This window comes from Pseudonocardia kujensis, from assembly GCF_021283305.1.
Classification (GTDB): Bacteria; Actinomycetota; Actinomycetes; order Mycobacteriales; family Pseudonocardiaceae; genus Pseudonocardia; species Pseudonocardia kujensis.
The window spans coordinates 13,269-33,383 of sequence record NZ_JAJSOK010000047.1; the positions used below are offsets into that span (position 1 = coordinate 13,269).

At 74.4% G+C, this 20,115-nt stretch carries 24 protein-coding genes; 17 read left to right on the forward strand and 7 right to left on the reverse strand.

All coding sequences use genetic code 11. The features are described 5' to 3' along the window. The first annotated feature begins 50 nt into the window (after positions 1 to 50). Complete coding sequence (locus LWC35_RS26625) at positions 51 to 206, forward strand: DUF6131 family protein (RefSeq protein WP_197040831.1); 156 nt, start codon at positions 51 to 53, stop codon at positions 204 to 206. A 207-nt stretch (positions 207 to 413) separates the two neighbouring features. Continuing rightward, positions 414 to 794: a hypothetical protein gene (locus tag LWC35_RS26630; RefSeq protein WP_232873048.1), complete on the forward strand. Its 381-nt coding sequence runs from the start codon at positions 414 to 416 to the stop codon at positions 792 to 794. 3 nt (positions 795 to 797) lie between these two features. Here the strand turns inward: LWC35_RS26630 and LWC35_RS26635 are convergent, their stop codons facing one another. Further along, entirely contained in the window at positions 798 to 1,499 is a 702-nt protein-coding gene (locus LWC35_RS26635) for a YoaK family protein (protein ID WP_232873003.1), read from the reverse strand. Between the two features lie 39 nt (positions 1,500 to 1,538). Continuing rightward, complete coding sequence (locus LWC35_RS39600) at positions 1,539 to 1,667, reverse strand: hypothetical protein (RefSeq protein ID WP_269804841.1); 129 nt, start codon at positions 1,665 to 1,667, stop codon at positions 1,539 to 1,541. 203 nt (positions 1,668 to 1,870) lie between these two features. Between LWC35_RS39600 and LWC35_RS26640 the strand changes: the two genes are divergently transcribed. The 12 genes from LWC35_RS26640 to hypB all read left to right on the forward strand — a co-directional run bounded on the left by LWC35_RS26640 (position 1,871) and on the right by hypB (position 12,354). Next, positions 1,871 to 2,941 carry an NADH-quinone oxidoreductase subunit B family protein gene (locus LWC35_RS26640; protein WP_232873004.1) on the forward strand — a complete coding sequence of 357 codons (1,071 nt, stop codon included), beginning with the start codon at positions 1,871 to 1,873 and terminating at the stop codon, positions 2,939 to 2,941. A 59-nt stretch (positions 2,942 to 3,000) separates the two neighbouring features. Further along, a complete protein-coding gene (locus LWC35_RS26645; protein ID WP_232873049.1) occupies positions 3,001 to 4,749 on the forward strand; it encodes a nickel-dependent hydrogenase large subunit in 1,749 nt (582 codons plus the stop codon). Positions 4,750 to 4,760: 11 nt separating this feature from the next. Further along, entirely contained in the window at positions 4,761 to 5,264 is a 504-nt protein-coding gene (locus tag LWC35_RS26650; protein ID WP_232873005.1) for a NifU-related iron-sulfur-binding protein, read from the forward strand. Between the two features lie 21 nt (positions 5,265 to 5,285). After that, positions 5,286 to 5,891, forward strand: a complete 606-nt coding sequence (locus LWC35_RS26655) for a DUF5947 family protein (protein ID WP_232873006.1) — start codon at positions 5,286 to 5,288, stop codon at positions 5,889 to 5,891. 1 nt (position 5,892) lies between these two features. Beyond that, on the forward strand, positions 5,893 to 6,522 hold the full coding sequence (locus tag LWC35_RS26660) for a DUF6084 family protein (protein ID WP_232873007.1): 630 nt from the start codon (positions 5,893 to 5,895) through the stop codon (positions 6,520 to 6,522). Then, positions 6,515 to 7,882, forward strand: a complete 1,368-nt coding sequence (locus tag LWC35_RS26665; RefSeq protein WP_232873008.1) for a hypothetical protein — start codon at positions 6,515 to 6,517, stop codon at positions 7,880 to 7,882. The genes LWC35_RS26660 and LWC35_RS26665 overlap by 8 nt, the downstream gene beginning before the upstream one ends. Next, on the forward strand, positions 7,879 to 8,391 hold the full coding sequence (locus LWC35_RS26670; RefSeq protein WP_232873009.1) for a hydrogenase maturation protease: 513 nt from the start codon (positions 7,879 to 7,881) through the stop codon (positions 8,389 to 8,391). Before LWC35_RS26665 ends, LWC35_RS26670 begins: the two co-directional genes overlap by 4 nt. A 129-nt stretch (positions 8,392 to 8,520) precedes the next feature. Beyond that, positions 8,521 to 8,808, forward strand: a complete 288-nt coding sequence (locus LWC35_RS26675; RefSeq protein WP_232873010.1) for a HypC/HybG/HupF family hydrogenase formation chaperone — start codon at positions 8,521 to 8,523, stop codon at positions 8,806 to 8,808. A gap of 12 nt (positions 8,809 to 8,820) precedes the next feature. Continuing rightward, positions 8,821 to 9,948 carry a hydrogenase formation protein HypD gene (gene hypD / locus LWC35_RS26680; RefSeq protein WP_232873011.1) on the forward strand — a complete coding sequence of 376 codons (1,128 nt, stop codon included), beginning with the start codon at positions 8,821 to 8,823 and terminating at the stop codon, positions 9,946 to 9,948. Between the two features lie 113 nt (positions 9,949 to 10,061). Then, on the forward strand, positions 10,062 to 11,132 hold the full coding sequence (hypE, locus tag LWC35_RS26685; RefSeq protein ID WP_308194677.1) for a hydrogenase expression/formation protein HypE: 1,071 nt from the start codon (positions 10,062 to 10,064) through the stop codon (positions 11,130 to 11,132). Positions 11,133 to 11,137: 5 nt separating this feature from the next. Next, complete coding sequence (locus LWC35_RS26690) at positions 11,138 to 11,512, forward strand: hydrogenase maturation nickel metallochaperone HypA/HybF (protein WP_232873012.1); 375 nt, start codon at positions 11,138 to 11,140, stop codon at positions 11,510 to 11,512. Beyond that, complete coding sequence (hypB, locus tag LWC35_RS26695; RefSeq protein WP_269804842.1) at positions 11,512 to 12,354, forward strand: hydrogenase nickel incorporation protein HypB; 843 nt, start codon at positions 11,512 to 11,514, stop codon at positions 12,352 to 12,354. The genes LWC35_RS26690 and hypB overlap by 1 nt, the downstream gene beginning before the upstream one ends. Here the strand turns inward: hypB and hypF are convergent. The 4 genes from hypF to LWC35_RS40495 all read right to left on the reverse strand — a co-directional run bounded on the left by hypF (position 12,311) and on the right by LWC35_RS40495 (position 16,213). Continuing rightward, positions 12,311 to 14,572, reverse strand: coding sequence for a carbamoyltransferase HypF (hypF, locus tag LWC35_RS26700; RefSeq protein WP_232873013.1), 2,262 nt, complete (start codon positions 14,570 to 14,572; stop codon positions 12,311 to 12,313). The two genes, hypB and hypF, sit on opposite strands and share 44 nt — an antisense overlap. A 74-nt stretch (positions 14,573 to 14,646) precedes the next feature. After that, positions 14,647 to 14,922 (reverse strand): HypC/HybG/HupF family hydrogenase formation chaperone, encoded by a 276-nt coding sequence (locus LWC35_RS26705; protein WP_372463107.1) that lies wholly within the window; start codon positions 14,920 to 14,922, stop codon positions 14,647 to 14,649. Further along, complete coding sequence (locus LWC35_RS26710; protein ID WP_232873014.1) at positions 14,861 to 15,280, reverse strand: helix-turn-helix transcriptional regulator; 420 nt, start codon at positions 15,278 to 15,280, stop codon at positions 14,861 to 14,863. Before LWC35_RS26710 ends, LWC35_RS26705 begins: the two co-directional genes overlap by 62 nt. 87 nt (positions 15,281 to 15,367) lie before the next feature. Beyond that, the gene (locus tag LWC35_RS40495; protein ID WP_232873015.1) at positions 15,368 to 16,213 is read right to left on the reverse strand and encodes a phosphatase PAP2 family protein; all 846 of its coding nucleotides are present in this window, start codon (positions 16,211 to 16,213) and stop codon (positions 15,368 to 15,370) included. A gap of 396 nt (positions 16,214 to 16,609) precedes the next feature. Between LWC35_RS40495 and LWC35_RS26720 the strand changes: the two genes are divergently transcribed. The 3 genes from LWC35_RS26720 to LWC35_RS26730 all read left to right on the forward strand — a co-directional run bounded on the left by LWC35_RS26720 (position 16,610) and on the right by LWC35_RS26730 (position 19,670). Further along, positions 16,610 to 17,488 carry a MerR family transcriptional regulator gene (locus tag LWC35_RS26720; protein ID WP_232873016.1) on the forward strand — a complete coding sequence of 293 codons (879 nt, stop codon included), beginning with the start codon at positions 16,610 to 16,612 and terminating at the stop codon, positions 17,486 to 17,488. A 72-nt stretch (positions 17,489 to 17,560) separates the two neighbouring features. Further along, on the forward strand, positions 17,561 to 18,310 hold the full coding sequence (locus LWC35_RS26725) for a response regulator transcription factor (RefSeq protein WP_232873017.1): 750 nt from the start codon (positions 17,561 to 17,563) through the stop codon (positions 18,308 to 18,310). Between the two features lie 19 nt (positions 18,311 to 18,329). Beyond that, positions 18,330 to 19,670, forward strand: coding sequence for a sensor histidine kinase (locus tag LWC35_RS26730; RefSeq protein WP_232873018.1), 1,341 nt, complete (start codon positions 18,330 to 18,332; stop codon positions 19,668 to 19,670). A 44-nt stretch (positions 19,671 to 19,714) separates the two neighbouring features. Here the strand turns inward: LWC35_RS26730 and LWC35_RS26735 are convergent, their stop codons facing one another. After that, a complete protein-coding gene (locus LWC35_RS26735; protein WP_232873019.1) occupies positions 19,715 to 20,074 on the reverse strand; it encodes a BlaI/MecI/CopY family transcriptional regulator in 360 nt (119 codons plus the stop codon). Positions 20,075 to 20,115: the final 41 nt, after the last annotated feature.

Genomic DNA, 20,115 nt, shown 5'->3' on the forward strand with positions numbered 1-20,115 from the left:
CCTCTGCCGACTCCCGCAAGGGGGCGACACTCTGGAGGAAACGGAACACCATGATCATTCTCGGCCTGATCCTGCTGGTGCTGGGATTCCTGTTGAAGATCTCCCTGCTGTGGATCCTCGGGATCATCCTGTTGGTCGTCGGCGCCGTGCTGGCGATCCTCGGCGCGGCCGGCCGTGCGGTCGGCGGCCGGAAGCACTATTTCTGACGGACCGGTCCTCCCGACCCGGTCCGAGTTCCCCCGCGGCCGTGGCCAGCCCACGCCTCGTGCGTGGGCACGGCCGCGGTCGTGTCGCCACCGCACCTCCGCGTCCCGCCGGCCTGCCCGAGGTGCAGGATTGGGGGCGCCGGGACGACCGGGAGGAGCGGTGCGGTGAACCTCGCGATCGGCGCGATCGCCTTCGTGTGGCTCGGGATGGTGCTGGCCCTGTCGTTCCTGGAGGCGCCCCTGAAGTTCCGCGCCCCCGGGATCACGGTCCCGCTGGGACTGGGCATCGGACGGCTCGTGTTCCGGGCCCTGAACGTCGTCGAGGTCGTGCTCGTCGTGGGCGTCGGGGTCGCGCTGCTCGCCGGGACCCGGACCGCGGCGACCGGGTGGACCGCGGCCGCGGTCGCGTTCCTGCTCGCCGTGCAGCTCGCGGCGGTCCGGCCAGCCCTGAACGCCCGCACCCGGCGGGTCCTCGCCGGCGACCCGCACATCGGATCGCGGGCCCACCTCGCCTACATCGCGCTGGAGCTCCTCAAGGTCGCCGGGCTCGTCGTGCTCGGGCTCGCCGCGTTCGCGGTCGTCCGGTAGGGGTCACCCCTCCCAGTCCGGGCCCCGCCGCAGCATGGTGTGCGCGGCGGCCCCAACCCCCGCGAGCAGCACGAGGATCAGCCCGAACGCCGACGCGTCGCCCACGGTCCGGACGAGCACGGCCCCCACGACCGCGCCGGCGAGCAGGCTGAGCACCGCGCACGCCCGGCGCAGGACCGCCTGCCGGCTCGAGTGGGTGCGGTCCGCGACGAGCCCCGTCATCGACATCCCGACGACGCTGGTGGTGAGGTCCGGCACCGCGATGCGGCGGCCCACCGCGTTCTGCATGCCCATCGCCACGGCCGCGATCACGGCCACCGCCAGGGTCGCGGCGGAGTCGACCACCGGCGGGTGGACCACCACCAGGACGAGACAGACCGCCAGCAGCACCCACTCGATCAGCACCGCGGCCCGCAGCAGAGCACCCCGCCCCTCGATCCGGTCGATGAGGAACCCGGCCGCACCGGCGCCGAGGAGGAAGGCGACGAGCACGCTCAGCGAGGTACGGAGGGAGAACCCGGGCGCACCCCCGATCGCGAACCCGGTGATCACGACGTTGCCGGTCATGTTGGCGACGAAGACCCGGCCGAGGGTGAGCAGACTGATCGCATCGATCACCCCGGTGACCAGGGTGAGGACGAGCAGTAGCACCGGGAGGGACCCGTGGCGTTCGCCGGCGAGGAGCAACCGCGGCCGGCTCGTCATTCCGACGAGTGAAGCAGGCCCCGCGCGGGCGGGGAAGGGTCAGCCCCGCGGGCCCCGGCGTACCAGGGAACCGAACAGCGGCACCAGCACCAGCACCCGGCCGAGCGGCCCGCCCGGCGGTCGCGGCCCGCGCCGGGGGCCGCTCAGGTCCTTCAGTATCCGCGCCACCCGCGCCACCGCCTCCCGACGTCTCGAGCCTCGAGCCTCGGGGCGATGCAGGTGGCCCGCAAGTCGATCTTGCTCGTCCCCCTGCGCCGCGCGCCTATGTGTTCGGTGCACTTACTCCGCAAGGACGTCGCCGCTACAACGGTGATCTGGTCCGCACGTCGGCCCTGCGGCGCAGCGCCGGCCGGTCCCTGGGGGTGGCACCGATGTCAGCACCGACCACGGAACCCGAGCCCACGGAGGCGACCGAGGAGGCACCCGTCCACATCCTCTGGATCAACGCCGGGTTGAGCTGTGACGGCGACTCGGTCGCCCTCACCGCCGCCACCCAGCCGACCATCGAGGAGATCGCCCTGGGCGCGCTGCCGGGTCTGCCGAAGGTCGCGGTGCACTGGCCGCTGATCGACTTCGACAACGGGCCGGTCGGGGGCGCCAACGACTTCATCGAGTGGTTCTTCAAGGCCGACCGGGGGGAGCTCGAGCCGTTCGTGCTGGTGGTCGAGGGGTCGATCCCGAACGAGGCGATCAAGCCCGAGGGCTACTGGTGCGGGTTCGGCAACAACCCCCTCACCGGTCAGCCGATGACGACGAGCGAGTGGCTGGACCGGCTGGCGCCGAAGGCCCTCGCCGTCCTCGCGGCGGGCACCTGCGCCACCTACGGCGGCATCCACGCGATGGCCGGCAACCCCACCGGCGCCATGGGCGTGCCGGACTACCTCGGCTGGGACTGGAGGTCGAAGGCCGGCATCCCGATCGTCTGCGTCCCCGGCTGCCCGACCCACCCGGACAACCTCTCCGAGACGATCCTGTACCTGCTCTACCAGGCCACCGGCGCCGCACCGATGATCCCGCTCGACGACGCCCTGCGCCCCACCTGGCTGTTCGGGAAGACCGTGCACGAGGGCTGCGACCGGGGCGGCTACTACGAGCAGGGCGAGTTCGCGAGCGAGTACGGCCAGCCGACGTGCCTGGTCAAGCTCGGCTGCTGGGGCCCGGTCGTGAAGTGCAATGTCCCGAAGCGGGGCTGGATCAACGGCGTCGGCGGCTGCCCGAACGTCGGCGGGATCTGCATCGGCTGCACCATGCCGGGCTTCCCGGACAAGTTCATGCCGTTCATGGACGCCCCGCCCGGCAGCCTCGTCTCCGGGACGGCCAGCAAGGCGTACGGCGGCGTGATCCGCAAGCTGCGCGCCATCACCGAGTCCAAGCTCGACGCCGAGCCGAAGTGGCGGCACCGCGGCGAGGAGCTGACCACCGGCTACCGGAAGGTCTGGTGACCGACGTGACCGCCACCGAACCCCGCAGCGCCCCGACCGAGGCCACCGGCCTCACCGAGATGGCGTGGGACCCGATCACCCGCATCGTCGGCAGCCTCGGGATCTACACGAAGATCGACTTCTCGCAGAAGCGGGTGGCCGAGTGCCACTCCACGTCGTCGATCTTCCGCGGCTACTCGATCTTCATGAAGGGCAAGGACCCGCGCGACGCCCACTTCATCACCAGCCGGATCTGCGGCATCTGCGGCGACAACCACGCGACCTGCTCGGTCTACAACCAGAACATGGCCTACGGGGTGCGCCCGCCGCACCTCGGCGAGTGGATCATCAACCTCGGTGAGGCCGCCGAGTACATGTTCGACCACAACATCTTCCAGGAGAACCTGGTCGGGGTGGACTACTGCGAGAAGATGATCGCGGAGACCAACCCCGGCGTGCTCGAGCAGGCGAACCGTACCGAGGCGCCGCACGCCGCCGACCACGGCTACCGCACGGTCGGCGACATCATGCGGGCGCTCAACCCGTTCACCGGCGAGTTCTACCGCGAGGCGCTGCAGGTCAGCCGGTACACCCGCGAGATGTTCTGCCTCATGGAGGGCAGGCACGTGCACCCGTCGACGCTCTACCCCGGCGGCGTCGGCACGCACGCGACGATCCAGCTGTTCACCGACTACTACTCCCGCCTCATGCGGTACGTGGAGTTCATGAAGAAGGTCGTCCCGATGCACGACGACCTGTTCGACTTCGTGTACGAGGCCCTCCCCGGCTACGAGGAGGTCGGCCGGCGCCGGGTGATGCTGGGCTGCTGGGGCTCGCTCAACGACCCGGAGCACTGCGACTTCGACTACCGGCACATGACCGACTGGGGCCGGAGGATGTTCGTGACGCCCGGCGTCGTCGTCGACGGGCAGCTGGTCACGAACGACCTGGTGGAGATCAACCTCGGCATCCGGATCCTGCTGGGGCACAGCTTCTACCGGGACTGGGAGGACCAGGAGACCTTCGTGACGCACGATCCGCTGGGCAACCCGGTGGACCGGCGGCACCCGTGGAACCAGCACACGATCCCGGCACCGCAGAAGCGCGACTTCGACGACAAGTACTCCTGGACGATGTCGCCGCGCTGGTTCGACGGCACCGACCACCTGCCGCTCGACACCGGGGGCGGTCCGCTGGCCCGGCTCTGGGCGACCGCGCTGTCCGGACTGGTCGACTGCGGCTTCGTCAAGGCGACCGGGGACAGCGTGCAGATCGACCTGCCGCGGACGGCGCTCAAGCCCGGGGTGAGCTTCGAGTGGAAGCCCCCGATGGACAAGCAGGGCAGGCCGCTGTCCAACGCGATCGAGCGCAACCGCGCCCGTACCTACTTCCAGGCCTACTCCGCCGCCGTCGCGCTGCACTTCGTGGAGCAGGCGCTGGCCGAGGTCCGCGCCGGCAACACGAAGACCTGGGAGAAGTTCACGGTCCCGGAGGACGCGAACAGCTGCGGGTTCACCGAGGCGGTCCGCGGCGTGCTCAGCCACCACATGGTCATCCGCGGCGGGAAGATCGCGAACTACCACCCCTACCCGCCGACGCCGTGGAACGGCAGCGTCCGCGACACCTACGGCACCCCCGGCCCGTACGAGGACGCCGTGCAGAACACGCCGATCTTCGAGGAGAACGGGCGGGAGAACTTCAAGGGCATCGACATCATGCGCGCGGTCCGCAGCTTCGACCCGTGCCTGCCCTGCGGCGTGCACATGTACCTCGGCGACGGGAAGGAACTGCACAAGACGCACTCCCCCGGCTCGTTGAACGTCCTGTAGGGACGGCGGAGATGGGCGACTGGGACCCGGCGCGGGTCGCCGAGCGGCTGGAGGAGGTGCTCGACCGGCTCGACCCGCGTACCCGCCCGGCCGGCGAGGAGCTCGTCCGGCTGCTCATGCAGTTCTACGGGGCCGGGCTGGAACAGGTCGTCACGGTCGCGCGCGCCGCGGGCGGCGACGCGCTGGTCCACCGGCTGGCGGCGGACCCCCTGGTGGGCGGCCTGCTCGCGCTGCACGACCTGCATCCCGTGGAACTGCGGGTGCGGGTGCAGCAGGCGATGGCCGTCGCGACGCGCAAGCTCGGCTCCCACGGCGGCGACGTCGAACTGCTCGGCATCGACCCGGATGGCACCGTCCGGGTCGCGGTGCCGGCGAACGGCTGCAGCACCGGGACGATGCGCGAGATCGTCACCGACGAGGTCGCGGCCGCGGCGCCGGACACGGCCGGGGTCGCGTTCGTCGAACGCGATCCCGGCCCGGCCCTCCTGCAGATCGGGGTCCGCCGTGGTCCGTAGGGGCAGTGCGGGTGAGCTGCGGTGACGGGGCTGCGGCGGTTCCTCTCCATGCCGCCGGCCGAGGCGGCGGTGGAGCGCTGCGAGCTGTGCGCCACCCCGGTGCCGGAGGAGCACCCGCACCTGGTGCACGTGGCCGAGCGCCGCCTGTTGTGCGCGTGCGGGCCCTGCGCCTTCCTGTTCGACGCCCCCGGCGCGGGCGGGTACGCGCGGGTACCGGACCGCTACCTCACCGACCCCGGCGCCGCGCCCTCCGGGCCGGAGTGGGACGCCCTGCAGATCCCCGTCGGGATCGCGTTCTTCCTGCGCAACTCGGTGCGGGAGGCCGTCGTCGCCTGCTACCCCAGCCCGGCAGGGGCGACCGAGAGCGAGCTGACGCTCGACGCGTGGGCGGGCGGCCCGGGCGCGAGCCCCTTGGCCGCCGAGCTGCGCCCGGACGTCGAGGCGCTGCTGGTGCGCCGCGAGCCCACCGCCTGCCTGCTGGTCCCGATCGACGCCTGCTACCGGCTCGTCGGTCTGGTCCGGCTGCACTGGCGCGGCTTCGACGGCGGACCGGAGGCGCGCGAGGCGATCGACGCGTTCTTCGCCGAGCTCCACACGCGGGCCCGGCCGATCGGGAGCAGGGTCTGACGTGCTCCGCTTCGCCTGCACCGGATCCCGGCCCGAACCCCACGCGGCCGGGCCCGCGCTGCGCCTCGACCTCCGGGTCGACGACGGCACCGGCCGCCGGGTGCACACCGTCGCGCTGCGGGTGCAGATCCGGATCGACCCGCGGCCCCGCCGCTACACGTCCGGGGAGACCGCGCGGCTCACCGACCTCTTCGGCGAACCCGACCGCTGGGGAGACACGCTCACCCCACTCCAGCTCGCCACGGTCCCGGTGCTCACGCCGGCGTTCACGGGGAGCGTCACCGTGCCCGTCACGGTCCCGCTGACCTACGACCTCGACGTCGCCGCCGCGCGGTACCTCCACGGTCTGGACGTCGGCGAGATCCCGCTGCTCCTCCTGTTCTCCGGCACGCTCTTCTACGCCGGCGACACCGGCGTGCAGGTCGGCCCGGTGCCCTGGCAGGAGGAGGCGCACCACCGGCTCCCGGTCGCGGTCTGGCGCGCGGCGATGGACGAGCACTTCCCCGGCGCCGGCTGGGTGCGGCTGCGTCGCGGCACCCTCGACCGGCTGGCCGCCTTCCGCTCGGCGAACACCCTCCCCACCTGGGACGACGCCGTCGAGCGGTTGCTGAAGGAGGCCGACCGTGGCTGAGGCCGACGCGCACGACGTCCTCTTCGCCGACGCGGCCGCCGTCGCCGACGCCGTGCTGTTCGAGGGCTACCTGCTCTACCCCTACCGCGCCTCCGCGCAGAAGAACCGGATCCGGTGGCAGTGGGGCGTGCTCGTGCCGCAGGGGTTCGGCACCGACTCCGGCGAGACCTCCACCAGCCGGACCGAGTGCGTGGTCGAGACCCGCGGCCCCGATCCCGTGCTCCACCTCCGGCTGCGTTTCCTGCAGCGGGAGCGGCGCACGGTGCACGGCCCCGACGGCATGCAGGTCGGTGTCGTCGAGGTGGGCGGCCTGCGGCACGTCCCCTTCGAGGAGGGCGTTCCGAGGCACGTCGACGCGACACTCCCCCTGGTCGCCGGCGCCGGGCCGCTGGAGGTACCGGTGCAGGTGGCGGGCGCCGAGTCGGTCGAGACGCTGCACCACCCCGACGGCACCGCCGCCGGAGGGGTGGTCAGGGTCCGGGAGCCGCTCGACGCGGAGATCCGCGTACGGGTGGACGAGCCGCCCGGGCCGTACCCGGTGCTGCGCCTGTGCATCGAGGTCCGCAACCAGGCGTGGCCCCCGCCCGGCGCCGCCCGGGACGAGGCGCTGGGCCGCGCGCTGATCGGGACCCACCTGCTGCTCGCCGTCGAACGGGCCGCCTTCCTCTCCCCGACCGACCCGCCGGAGTGGGCCGCGCCGTACGTCGCGGAGTGCCGCAGCGCGCACGCCTGGCCGGCGCTGGCCGGCCCCGAGGGGCGCTCCGACCTGCTGCTCTCCGCGCCGATCATCCTCGCCGACCACGCGAGGATCGCCCCGGAGAGCACCGTCGACCTCTTCGACGGCACGGAGAACGACGAGCTGCTCACCCTGCGCACGATGACCCTCACCGACGCCGAGAAGGCCGAGGCCCGCGCGACCGACCCGCGGGCCGCCGCGCTGCTCGACGCGGTCGACGCGCTGCCGCCGGAGTACCTGGAACGGTTGCACGGCGCGATCCGGTCCCCGGTCCCGACGCTGCACACCCCCACCGGGAGCGACGGTCCAGACGTCGTGCCGGAGCGCCTCCCGTGGTGGGACCCGGCCGCCGAGGCCGAGGTCGATCCGGAGCACGACACCGCCCTGGTCGGGGGCGTGCCGGTGGCGAGGGGCAGCGCGGTGGTCCTGCACCCGCGGGCCGGCGCCGACGCGCAGGACGCCTTCCTCGCCGGGCTGCGCGCGACCGTCCAGGCCGTGGTCCACGACGTCGACGGAGCCGTCCACGTGGCCGTCTCGGTCGACGGCGACCCGGCCGCGGAGCTGCAGCGCGCGCACGGCCGCTTCCGGTACTTCCGGCCCGACGAGCTGGAGGTCGTGCCGTGACGGTGCTGGTCGCGGGCGTCGGCAACGTCCTCCGGTCCGACGACGGCTTCGGCGTCGAGGTCGCCCGCCGGCTCGTGGCGCGCGGCGGGCTGCCGGCCGGGGTCGAGGTGCTCGACGTCGGCATCCGCGGGGTGCACCTCGCCTACCGGCTGCTCGACGGGTGCGCGGGCCTGCTGCTCGTCGACGTGGTCCACCGCGACGGCCCGCCCGGCACGCTCTACCAGCTGGAGCACACGCTCGCCGACCCCCAGCCGGAAGCCCGGCCGGAGGGCATCGCCCTCGACGGGCACGACATGAGCCCCGACCGCGTGCTGGGGCTGGTCCGCGACCTGGCCGCGGCGACGGGCGTCGCCGATCCCGTGGGCCGGGTCCTGGTGCTCGGCTGCGAGCCGGCCGACCTCGGCGACGGGATCGGGCTCTCGCCCCCGGTCGCCGCGGCCGTCGAGCCCGCGCTCGCCGCCGTCGACGACCTGCTCACCCTGCTGGTCCCGGAGGGAGTCGCCCGATGAAGGTCGTGCTGGTGGCCCTGCTCGCCGCCGTCGCCGGAGCCGCCGCCGTGCTCACGGTCCGGTCCCGCGACGAGATCGCCCGCTACCGCAAGCTCAGCCGGATGTAGGACGGGGAACGGAGTTCGGACGATGTGCCTGGGGATCCCCGGTGAGGTGGTCGCGCTCCTGGAGGAGCACTCCGACCTCGCCATGGTCAGCGTCGAGGGGGTGCAGCGGGCCGTGAACATCGGGCTGCTGCGCGAGGAGAGCGACGGCCCGCTGGACCTCGTGCCCGGCGACTGGGTGCTCATCCACGTCGGCTTCGCCCTGTCGAAGATCGACGAGCAGGAGGCGAAGGCCTCGCTGGAGTGGCTGACGGGCGTCGGCGACGCCTACACCGACGAACTCGACGCGCTGGCCGCGTCGGACATCACCTAGCGGAGCGCAGCGATGAAGTACGTCGACGAGTACCGCGACGCGGACACCGCCCGCGCCCTGTCCACCGCCATCGCCGCGCTCTGCGAGCCGGGCCGCCGCTACTCCTTCATGGAGATCTGCGGCGGCCACACCCACACCATCTACAAGCACGGGCTCGAGGACCACCTGCCGGAGGCGATCTCGCTGGTCCACGGGCCGGGCTGCCCGGTCTGCGTGATCCCGATGGGCCGGGTCGACGACGCGATCGCGCTGGCCGAGCACGAGGACGTCATCCTCACGTCGTTCGGGGACATGCTGCGCGTCCCCGGCGGGCGCGGGTCCTTCCTCGACGCCAAGGCCGCCGGCGCGGACATCCGGATGGTCTACTCGCCGCTCGACTCGCTGAAGATCGCCCGGCAGAACCCGGACAAGCGCGTGGTGTTCTTCGCGATCGGGTTCGAGACCACCACCCCGTCGACGGCGATGACGATCCTGCGCGCCGAGGCCGAGGGGCTCGGGAACTTCTCGGTGTTCTGCAACCACGTGCGGGTGTGCCCGGCGATCACCGCCATCCTGGAGTCGCCCGACCTGAACCTCGACGGCTTCATCGGCCCCGGCCACGTGTCCACGGTGATCGGCTGCGCGCCCTACGAGTACGTGCCGCGGGACTACGGCAAGCCGCTGGTCACGTCGGGGTTCGAGCCGCTGGACATCCTCGACTCGATCCACCGGCTGCTGCGGCAGTTCGCCGAGGGCCGCTGCGAGGTCGAGAACGAGTACGGCCGGGTGGTGCCGTGGGCGGGCAACCCGCGGGCCCTCGCCGTGATCGACAAGGTCATGGAGGTCCGCGAGACCTTCGAGTGGCGCGGGCTGGGCTGGATCCCCGAGTCGGCGATGCGGCTGCGCGAGGAGTACGCCGCGTTCGACGCCGAGCGGATCTTCGCGGTGCCGGGCGTGCGGGTCGCAGACCCGTCGGCCTGCCAGTGCGGCGAGGTGCTGCGCGGACTGATCAAGCCGTGGGAGTGCAAGGTCTTCGGCACCGCCTGCACCCCGGAGACGCCGATCGGGACCTGCATGGTCTCCAGCGAGGGCGCCTGCGCGGCGTACTACAACTTCGGCCGGTTCAGCCGGGCGCGCGTCAAGGAGGCGACGCTGCGGTGAACGACCCTGCTGTGAGCGACCCTGCTGTGCAGGACCCTGCGGTGAAGGACAGGGAGACCAGGGCGGGCTGGGCCGAGGAGGCGGTGCGGTCCGCCCGGCCGCACGGACACGGCGTGACCGAGGAGCAGGTGCTCGAGCGGATCGCCCGCGCGCGGGCCCGGGCGCCACGGATCCGCGACGAGCGGATCACCCTCGCGCACGGGGCCGGCGGCAAGGCCACCCACACGCTGATCGAGGCGGTGTTCCTGGAGGCCTTCCGCAACCCGCTGCTCGAACCGCTCGACGACGGCGCCGCCCTGTCCACCCCCGCCGGCCGGCTGGCCTTCACCACGGACTCGTTCGTGGTGTCGCCCCTGTTCTTCCCGGGCGGCGACATCGGGGACCTCGCCGTGAACGGCACGGTCAACGACCTCGCGATGTGCGGGGCGCGGCCGATGCACCTGTCGGCCGGGTTCATCCTCGAGGAGGGCTTCCCGGTCGCCGACCTGCGCCGGATCACCGCGTCGATGTCCGCGGCCGCCGAGGCCGCCGGCGTCACGATCGTCACCGGGGACACCAAGGTCGTGCAGCGGGGCAAGGCCGACGGCTGCTACGTGACGACGGCGGGCGTCGGGCTGCTGGAGCGCGACGTCGCCCTGTCCGCCGCGAACGCCCGGCCCGGCGACGTCGTGCTGGTCTCCGGCCCCGTCGGCGACCACGGGATCACGGTCATGCTGGCCCGCGGCGAGCTCGACATCTCCGCGGACCTGGTGTCGGACACCGCGCCCCTGCACGGTATCGCCGCGGCCCTGCTCGACGTGGCCGGCGACGGCGTCCGGCTGCTGCGCGACGCGACCCGCGGCGGGGTCGCGACCATCTGCAACGAGGTGGCGACCAGCTCGTCGGTGGCGGTGGTGCTGGAGGAACGGGCGATCCCGGTCCGTCCGGTGGTCACCGGGGCCGCCGAGCTGCTCGGCATCGACCCGCTGTACGTCGCGTGCGAGGGCCGGTTCGTCGCCGTCGTCGCGCCCGATCGGGCCGACGCCGCGCTGGCCGCGCTGAGGTCACATCCGCTCGGGGAGGGCGCGGCCCGGATCGGCACGGTCGGCGACGACCCGCCCGGGCTGGTGTTGCTGCGCACCGGGTTCGGCGGCACGCGGATCGTCGACCTGCTGGTGGGCGACCCGCTGCCCCGGATCTGCTGACGGGCATGCACGAGCTCGGGATCACGCAGTCGGTCGTCGACGCGGTCACCGACCGGCTCGGGCCCTCGCCCGTGCGCCGGGTGCGGCTGGAGATCGGGCGGCTGTCGGGCGTGGTGCCCGACGCCGTCCGCTTCTGCTTCGAGCTGGTCACGGCCGGAACCACGTTGGAGGGGGCCGTGCTGGAGATCGACGAGCCGGAGGGCGAGGCGCGCTGCCGCACCTGCGGTACCGCGTTCGCCACGTCCGAGGTGCTGCCGTTGTGCGCCTGCGGGAGCGCGGACGTCGAGGTGCTGGGCGGGGCGTCGCTGCGGATCCGCGAGGTGGAGCTCGTCGCGCGGGAAGGCCACCCGGGAGATGTCCGGGGAGCGGAGGTGGACTGATGTGCGCGACCTGCGGGTGCGGCGGGGACGGGGTCCGGATCGGCGAAGCGGAGCACGGCCACGGGCACGGGCATCCCGAGTCCGTCGTGAGCGACGATGGCCGCTCCGGCGATCAGTCCCACTCACGGCGGGTGGAGCTCGAGGTGGACCTGCTCGCCGGCAACGACGCCCTGGCCGGGCGCAACCGGCGGCGGCTCGACGCGGCGGGGGTCCGGGCGCTCAACCTGATGAGCTCGCCGGGCTCCGGCAAGACCACGCTGCTCGAACGGACGGTGCGCGAGCTGGGTGCCGAGGTGCCGTGCGCCGTGCTCGAGGGCGACCAGGAGACCGCGCTCGACACCGACCGGATCGCCGCGGCCGGCGCCCGGGCGGTGCAGATCAACACCGGTGCCGGGTGCCACCTCGACGCCGCCATGGTCGCCCGCGGGCTCGACGCGCTCGACCCGCCGCCCGGGAGCCTGGTGTTCGTGGAGAACGTCGGGAACCTGGTGTGCCCCGCGCTCTTCGCGCTCGGCGAGCACGCCCGCGTCGTGATCATGTCCGTGACCGAGGGCGCCGACAAACCGCTGAAGTACCCGCACATGTTCCGCACCGCCGACCTCGTGCTCCTCACCAAGGTCGACCTGCTGCCGTACGTGGAGTTCGACGTCGCCCGCTGGGTCGGGTACGCGCAGAGGGCGCGACCGGGCGTCGCGGTGCTGGAGGTCAGCGCGACCCGTGGGGACGGGCTGGACGGATGGTTCGACTGGCTCCGCGGGCTGGTCACGAGCCCGGTCACGAGCCCTGTGACGGGCTCGGTCACGACCGCCGGGTCGCCGCCACCGCCACCTGCCCCAGGCTGATCCCGCCGTCGTTGCACGGCAGCCGGGAGTGCACGAGCACCCGCAGCCCGGCCGCCGCGCATCCGGACCGCACGGCGTCGAGCAGCAGGAGGTTCTGGAAGACCCCGCCGGACAGGGCGACGGTGTCCCGGCCGAGCATCCCCGCGGCGTCGGCCGCGGCGCCGACGAGCAGCCCGGCGAGGCCGAGGTGGAACCGCGCGGCGACGACGGCCGGGGCGGTGCCGCCCCGCAGGTCCGCCACCACGGCCCTGACCAGCTCGGAACCGCGCAGCAGCCCGCCGTCCCACCCGGCCGGGTAGCCCTCCCGCACGCACCGGTCGGCGCAGCGCTCCAGCTCGATCGCGGCCTGCCCCTCGTACGTCACGCGGTCCCGGACCCCGCAGAGCGCCGCCACGGCGTCGAACAACCGGCCGGCGCTGGTCGTGACCGGCAGGTCCAGCCGGGAGTCCAGCAACCGCTGGACGGTCGCCCACTCGGGTCCGACGCGGTCGGCGAGTCCGAGCGGTTCCTCCCCCGCCGCCCGCAGCCAGGAGGCGGCGGTGCGCCAGGGCTGCCGAATCGCCGTCGCGCCTCCGGGCAGGGGCACCGGCTCCAGGTGCGCGATCCGGGTGAAGCCGGTGAGCGAGACGTCGAGGACCTCGCCGCCCCACAGCGTGCCGTCCGTGCCGTAGCCGAGTCCGTCGCAGGCTAGGCCGACGACGGGCCCGGGCTCACCGTGCTCGGCCAGGCACCCGGCCAGGTGGGCGTGGTGGTGCTGGACGCCGACGAGCTCGGCCCCGGCCTCCTCGGCGTGCGCGAGCGCCCACTTCGTCGACAGGTACTCCGGGTGCAGGTCGTGGGCCACGACCTCCGGCTCGACGTCCAGGAGCCGGCCCAGGTGCGCGATCCCGTCGGTGAACGCGCGCAGGGTCTCCGCGTTCTCCAGGTCGCCGATGTGGTGCGACACGAAGGCCTCGCCGCCCCGGAGCAGGCAGAAGGTGTTCTTCAGCTCGGCACCGCACCCGAGGATCGGCGCGCCGGTGGGGACGGCGAGCGGGATCGGCTCCGGGGCGTACCCCCGGGAGCGGCGCACGAGGTACGGGTGGTCGCGGACCACCCGCAGCACGGAGTCGTCGGCGCGGGTGCGGATCGGGCGGTCGTGGACCAGGGCGGCGTCGGCGATGGCCGGGAGCCGGGCCGCGGCGTCGTCGTCGCGGTGGGCGATGGGTTCGTCCGAGACGTTGCCGCTGGTCAGCACCAGGGGCGCGCCGACGGCCGCGAGCAGCAGGTGGTGCACGGGTGTGGAGGGCAGGAACAGCCCCAGATGCCGGTCGCCGGGCGCGACGGCCGCCGCCACCGCCGCGCCGGGTCGGCGGCGCAGCAGCACGATCGGGGCGCGCCGGGAGCTCAGCTCCGCCGCCTCCGCCGCGTCGACCTCGGCGAGCTCGGCCGCCGCGGCCAGGTCCGGGACCAGCACCGCGAAGGGCTTGTCCTCGCGGTGCTTGCGGGTCCGCAGGGTGGCGACGGCGAGCTCGTCGGCGGCGACGGCGGCCAGGTGGTAGCCGCCCAGCCCCTTCACCGCGACGACGGCACCTTCCCGCAGCGCCGCGGCGGCGTCGGCGATCGGGTCCCGCGCGTCGCCCTCCTCCCCTGCCGCCCACGCGTCGACCGGGAGGAACCGCAGAACGGGACCGCAGTCGTGGCAGCAGATCGGCTGGGCGTGGAACCGGCGGTCGGCGGGGTCGTGGTACTCGCGGGCGCACGCCGGGCACATCGGGAAGCCGGCCATGGTGGTCGTGGCCCGGTCGTAGGGCACGCCGGTCACGATGGTGAACCGCGGCCCGCAGTGGGTGCAGGAGAGGAACGGGTGCCGGTACCGGCGGTCGTCGGGGTCGCGCAGCTCGCGCAGGCAGTCGGCGCACGTCGCGAGGTCGGGCGAGATCAGCGTCGCGGCGGCTCCGAGGGCCGTGCTGGGCGCGATCGTGAAGGTGTCCTCGCCGCGCACCGGACGGGGCTCCGCCGTGACCGAGCTGACCAGGGCGGGCCCGGGTGGGTGTGTCCGGATCTCGGTGAGCAGGGCCTCCAGCGCCGCGGGGTGGCCCTCGGCCTCGATGACGACGCCGCGCTCGTCGTTGCCCACGAACCCCGTCAGGCCGAGCGTGCCGGCGAGGGCGTGCACGTACGGGCGGAACCCGACGCCCTGGACGATCCCGGTGACCCGGATCGCCGCCCGGACCACCTCGGCGCCGCCCGTGGGCCCCGCCGCCGACCCCGACGTGGTCCCCGATGTGGACCCCGCTCTGGACCCGGTCGTCACGGCGGGTCGGGGCGCCCGATCGCCTCGCCGGCGTGCACGAGCACGACGTCGCCGGCGGCGGCCTCGACCAGCGCGACGCTCACCTCCTCCAGGGTGCCGGCCGCGGTACGGACCTCGGCGAGGTCGTCGTCGAGCAGCCGCAGGACGGTCACCGGCACGGCCGTGTCCGAGCACGTGATGCAGACCGGCCCGGAGCAGTCCGGGAGCGGCTCAGCGGGCGGCGCGCCCGGCCCCCGGGCGGGCGTGGGTGCGGTCCTGTCCGAACCCGTCATCCGGCACCCCCTCGGCGCCGGGCTGGCCGGCCGTGGAGCGATCGTAGCGGTCGAGGAAGAGGTGGAGGGCGTCGTCGACCTGCCGCAGCTCGGCGGCCTGCAGGTCGAGGAAGGCCTCGCCCTCCCCGGTCAGCCGGTACGTGCGGCGGGCGGGGCCGGCCTTCGGGATGGACCACTGCGAGCGCACCAGGCCGCGCCGCTCCAGGCCGCGCAGCGCGCGGTAGACCCCTCCGGAGTCGCCCTCCCCGTCGTGCAGCGGGCCGAGCCGGGAGACGAGCTCGTAGCCGTGGTCGGCCTGCTCGCGCAGCAGCAGGAGCAGGCAGGGTTGCAGGAAGTTGCGCGGTTCGAGCACGGCCATGCGGGCTCCCGGGACGACGGCGGCGGTGGACGCCTTCGACGACCGATACTGGCCGCCTGTGACCTGGAGCACAAGAGTGCGGGGCGATCAGCCGAGCACGGGGGTCCCGTCGCGCCGGACCGGGGCGCGCCCGGTGGTGAGGGCGTGCAACGCGGCCAGGCACACGACCAGCCACGCCCCGCCGAGGAACCACCCGGCCAGCACGTCCGTGAACCAGTGGACGCCCAGGTAGAGCCGCGAGACCCCGATCAGGGCGATCGTCGCGGCGGCCGCGCCGAGCGCCGCCACGCGCACCAGGACCCGGCGCACGAGCCGGGCCGCGACGATCGCGACCACCCCGACGATCACGATCGACCCCAGTGCGTGCCCGGAGGGCAGCGACGGGTCGAACTGGGGCACCAGCTGTGTGGCGAGGGGCGGCCGCGGCCGGGCGTAGAAGTCCTTGAAGGCTGGCACGAGCACGGCGACCCCGGCGCTCGCGACGGTGACCGTGGCGGCCTCCCACCAGTGCCGCCGCCACACGAGCAGCGCCACCGCGACGAGGGCGAGCACCAGCGTACCGAGGGTGCCGCCGTAGCGGCTCGCGGTCTCCATGACGGCGGTCCAGTCGGGCACCCGGTGCGCGACGAGCCAGGACAGCACGGGCCGGTCGGCGGCCGCCAGACCGCCGTGGTCCGCGACCGAGTCGACGACCGTCGCCTGCGCCGTGAACAGCGCCGACGCGGCACCGGTCCCCCAGACCGCCGGCCGGCGCAGCACCCGCCGCGCCGGGGCGACCAGGGCGCCGAGGGCGGGCAGCCCGGGCAGCGGGGCGTCCCCGGCGCCGGTGGAGCCCCGCAGGCCCACACGGTGGGCGCACAGGGTGACCGCGGTCAGCAGCCAGCACACCCAGACCAGCACCCCGGTGCCCTGCTGGAGATCGGCGAACCGCACGGTGTGCTCCCCTCGTCCTCGCGCCGTCCCGTCGCTCGACGGGACCCGATGCCGAGGAGTGTGCGCCGCCGATGCTGTAGCGCCGCTGAGGATGCTGTGGCTCCGCTGAGACCGACCGCGAGCGTCCGGCAGGGGAGGCCGACGGCGGGTCGGGGGCGCGGATATTGCGTGCTGGGCCCGGGTGCCCCTCCCTCCGGGCCCAGCACGCGGGGCAGGCATCGTCGGCTCCCCAGCGACGATGCCGTGGTCTCCGCCGGTTGGGGGTGGTTCCGCACCGGCCTGGTGTCAGTGGTAGCCACCGCGGGGCCGCCCTGTCCAGGCACCAGTAGATTCGCGGTCCGCGCCGTCCAGGTTCGGGTCGGAAGGCCCTGGGTACGCCACCGGCCCACGAGGAGGGTGACCGAGGTGGACGGTGACGTCGGCGGCGGGGCGTGTCCCGGCCCCGCAGGCGTGTCCATAGGGACGGCCGCGGACTACGTCGGGGTCTCGGTCGAGACCCTGCGGGCCTGGCAGCGGCGCTACGGCGTCGGGGCCAGCGCGGTGACCCCCGGCGGCCATCGGCGCTACACCTTCGACGACCTGGTCCGGTTGCGGACCGTGCGGGACCTGGTCGCCGCGGGTGAGTCCACCGCGACGGCCGTGCGCGCCGTGCAAGGCACCAGGCAGCCGCAGACCGCGCCCGAACCCGACGTGTCCGCCGCCCGCCGGCTGGCCGGCGCCTGCATGGAGCTCGACGGGCACATCGCCCGCCAGCTCGTCGGCGCGGTACTGGCCGCCGACGGGGTGATCCGGACATGGGAGTCCCTGGTCAGACCGGCCTTCACCACGCTGGAGCGCCTGCCCTTGCCCGCGGCCCGCACGGTCGGCGCCGAGCACCTGCTCTCGCACGTCGTGATCGGCACGCTGGGCGCCCGGGTCGGCCGCGAGCCGCGGGACCGGCCCGCCGTCGTGCTGGCCTGCGCCCCTGCGGAGCAGCACGAGCTGCCGATGGCGGTGCTCGCGGCCGCCCTCGCGGAGCGCGCGGTCCGGGCGACCCTGCTCGGCGGCCGGACCCCGGCGGCCACGCTGGTGGCCGCGGCCGGCATGCCCGGTTCGGGCAGGATCGTCCTCTATGCACACCTGCCGATCGACGATCCGGAGGCCGCGATCCGTTCGTTGCCCGATCCCGCCGCCGTGGTCGCCGCCGGCCCTGCCTGGGACGGTGTGCCCCTCGACCCCGCCGTGCGGGTCTGCAACGACCTGGCCGACTGCCTCGCCGTGGTGGGGAGCAGGTGACCCGGCTCCGCCGCGGCCGTGCGCGCCGGGCGGAACCGCACCGCGGCGGGCGGACGTCGTTAGCATCGCCGGATGGCCTCGGTGCTGGTGGTGGAGGACGACGGCACGATCGGCGACGTCGTGGCCTCCAGCCTGCGGTCGCACGGCTACGGGGTGGAGCTGGCGCGGACCGGGGCGGCGGCCCTCGAGTCCGCGGCCCGCGGGCCGGGCTTCGACCTCGTCCTGCTCGACCTCGGGCTGCCCGACCTCGACGGTGTGGAGGTCTGCCGCCGGCTGCGGCAGCGCCTGCCCGCCGCGGTGATCGTGATGCTGACGGCGCGGCGGGCCGAGATGGACGTCGTCGTCGGTCTCGACGCCGGTGCCGACGACTACCTGACCAAGCCCGTCCGGCTGCACGAGCTGCTCGCCCGCATCCGTGCCCACCTGCGCCGCGCCGGGCCGCCCGCGGCACCCTCGGTGGTGCAGCTGGGCGACCTGAGCCTCGACGTCGGCGGCCGGCGAGTGCTGGTGCAGGGCCGGGAGCTGGCCTTGCGCAGCAAGGAGTTCGACCTGCTCGCGCGGCTGGCCCGCGAACCCGACACCGCCGTGAGCCGCGAGACGCTGATGACCGACGTCTGGGACGAGCACTGGCACGGCCCCACCCGCACGCTCGACGTGCACGTCGCCTCGCTGCGCCGGCGCATCGCCTCCTGCGACGGGGCCCGGGTCCCGCGGATCACCACGCTGCGGGGGCACGGCTACCGGCTGGAGCACCCCGACCGCGCTCCCGGCGACGGTCCCGGTGAGGTGGCACCGGAGGGCCGGTCCGGTGCGCCGGGCTGACCGAGGAGGGCCCGAGCCGGTGCGCCGGCGGCTGGTCGTCCTCACCCTCGTCACCGCGGCGATCGCGGTGGGGCTCTTCGGCATCCCGCTCGCCGTCGGGCTGGTGCAGTACAGCCTGGAGGACCAGGAGTCGGTGCTGCAGCGGACCGCCAGCCTCACCGCGCGGTCCGTGCAGAACGAGCTGGCGCACGGCGACGCCCCGACCGTGTTGCCCGACCTCCCGGCCGACGTCGTCCTCGGGGTCTACGACGGCGACGGGGACCTCGTCCTCGGCGACGGCCCAGAGCCGGCCGGCGACGAGGTCGGCCGGGCCCTCGACGGGCGGGGCTCGCACGTCACGGCCGACGGGACCATCGTCGTCACGGTCCCGGTGACCGGGCGGCACCCGGACGGTGCCGTCCGCGCCGCGATGCCGGTCTCGGCGGTCTACGCCGGGCTCGTCCCCGTCTGGCTGGCGATGGCCGGGCTGGCAGGGGCGGTGCTGGTCACGGTGTGGCTGCTGGCCCGGCGCCAGGCCCGGCGGCTGGCCACGCCCCTGGAGGACCTCGCGGGCGCCGCGCGCCGGCTCGGCGAGGGCGACTTCAGCGTGCGCACCGGCCGGGCGGGCGTCGCGGAGATCGACGAGGTGGGCGGCGCGCTGGACAGCACCGCCGAGCGGCTCGACGCGCTCCTGGCGCGCGAGCGCGCGTTCTCCCAGGACGCCTCGCACCAGCTGCGCACCCCGCTGACCGGGCTGCGGCTGCGTCTGGAGGCCGCGCTCGACCGGCCCGACGCCGACCTGAAGGCCGCCCTGGTGGCGGGGATCGCCGAGGCCGACCGCCTCGAGCGCACGATCGACGAGCTGCTCCAGCTCGCCCGCGAGCGCACCGGGCGCGGCGGCCCCACGGACGTGGGTGCGCTGGTCCGGGAGCTGGAGCCGGCGCGGGCCGAGCGGCTGGCGGCGTCCGGGCGCGGGCTGGTCCTCGAGGTGGCCGCGGCGCTGCCGCCGGCGGCCGCGTCGGCGGCGGCGATCCGGCAGGTCCTGGGCGTGCTGCTGGACAACGCCGAGGTGCATGGCGCGGGCACCGTGCGGATCGTGGTGCGCGAGTCCGGCGAGGCACTGGCGGTCGACGTCGCCGACGAGGGCGCCGGCCCCGGCCCCGACCCGTTCGCCGCCCCGCCGGAGCGGCGGGCGGCCGGGCACGGGATCGGGCTCCCGCTGGCCCGCCGGCTCGCCGAGGCGGAGGGCGGGCGGCTGGTGCTCGGCCGGCCGGTGCCGCCGGTGTTCACGTTGTTCGTGCCCGCGACATGGCCCGAACCCCCCGTCGAGCCGGCGCCGGCCGAGCCCGAACCGGTCGACGAGCTCTCCCTCGGCCGGTGATCGGTCCCGGCGTCCGGCCGGGCGAGGCGGCGCTCGGTCGGCGCTCAGTCCCCCGAGGGATGCTCGAGCGCCTTCTTGAGGCGGTCCTGCTGGTCCGTGGTGAGCCCTTCGGCGAACTGCAGGAGGACCAGATCGGCATCCCCGCCGCGCCCCATCGCGTCGCGCATCAACCGGGCCGCGTACTCGGCACGGGTCATCACCGCGTGGTAGCGGTGCGCCCGGCCCTCGGACGTCCTCGTCAGGTATCCCTTGTCGACCAGGTTGCTCATCGTGGACAGGACCGTGGTGTAGGCGAGATCGCGCTGGTCGCGCAGCCGGCCCACCATCTCCCGGACCGTGCCCGAGCCGCCGGCCGCCCACAGCTCGTTCATGACCACGCCCTCGAGAACCCCGAGCTGTCGCACCAGTCCTCCGGTTCACCCTGGCCGACGAGTCGGCGGAGCGA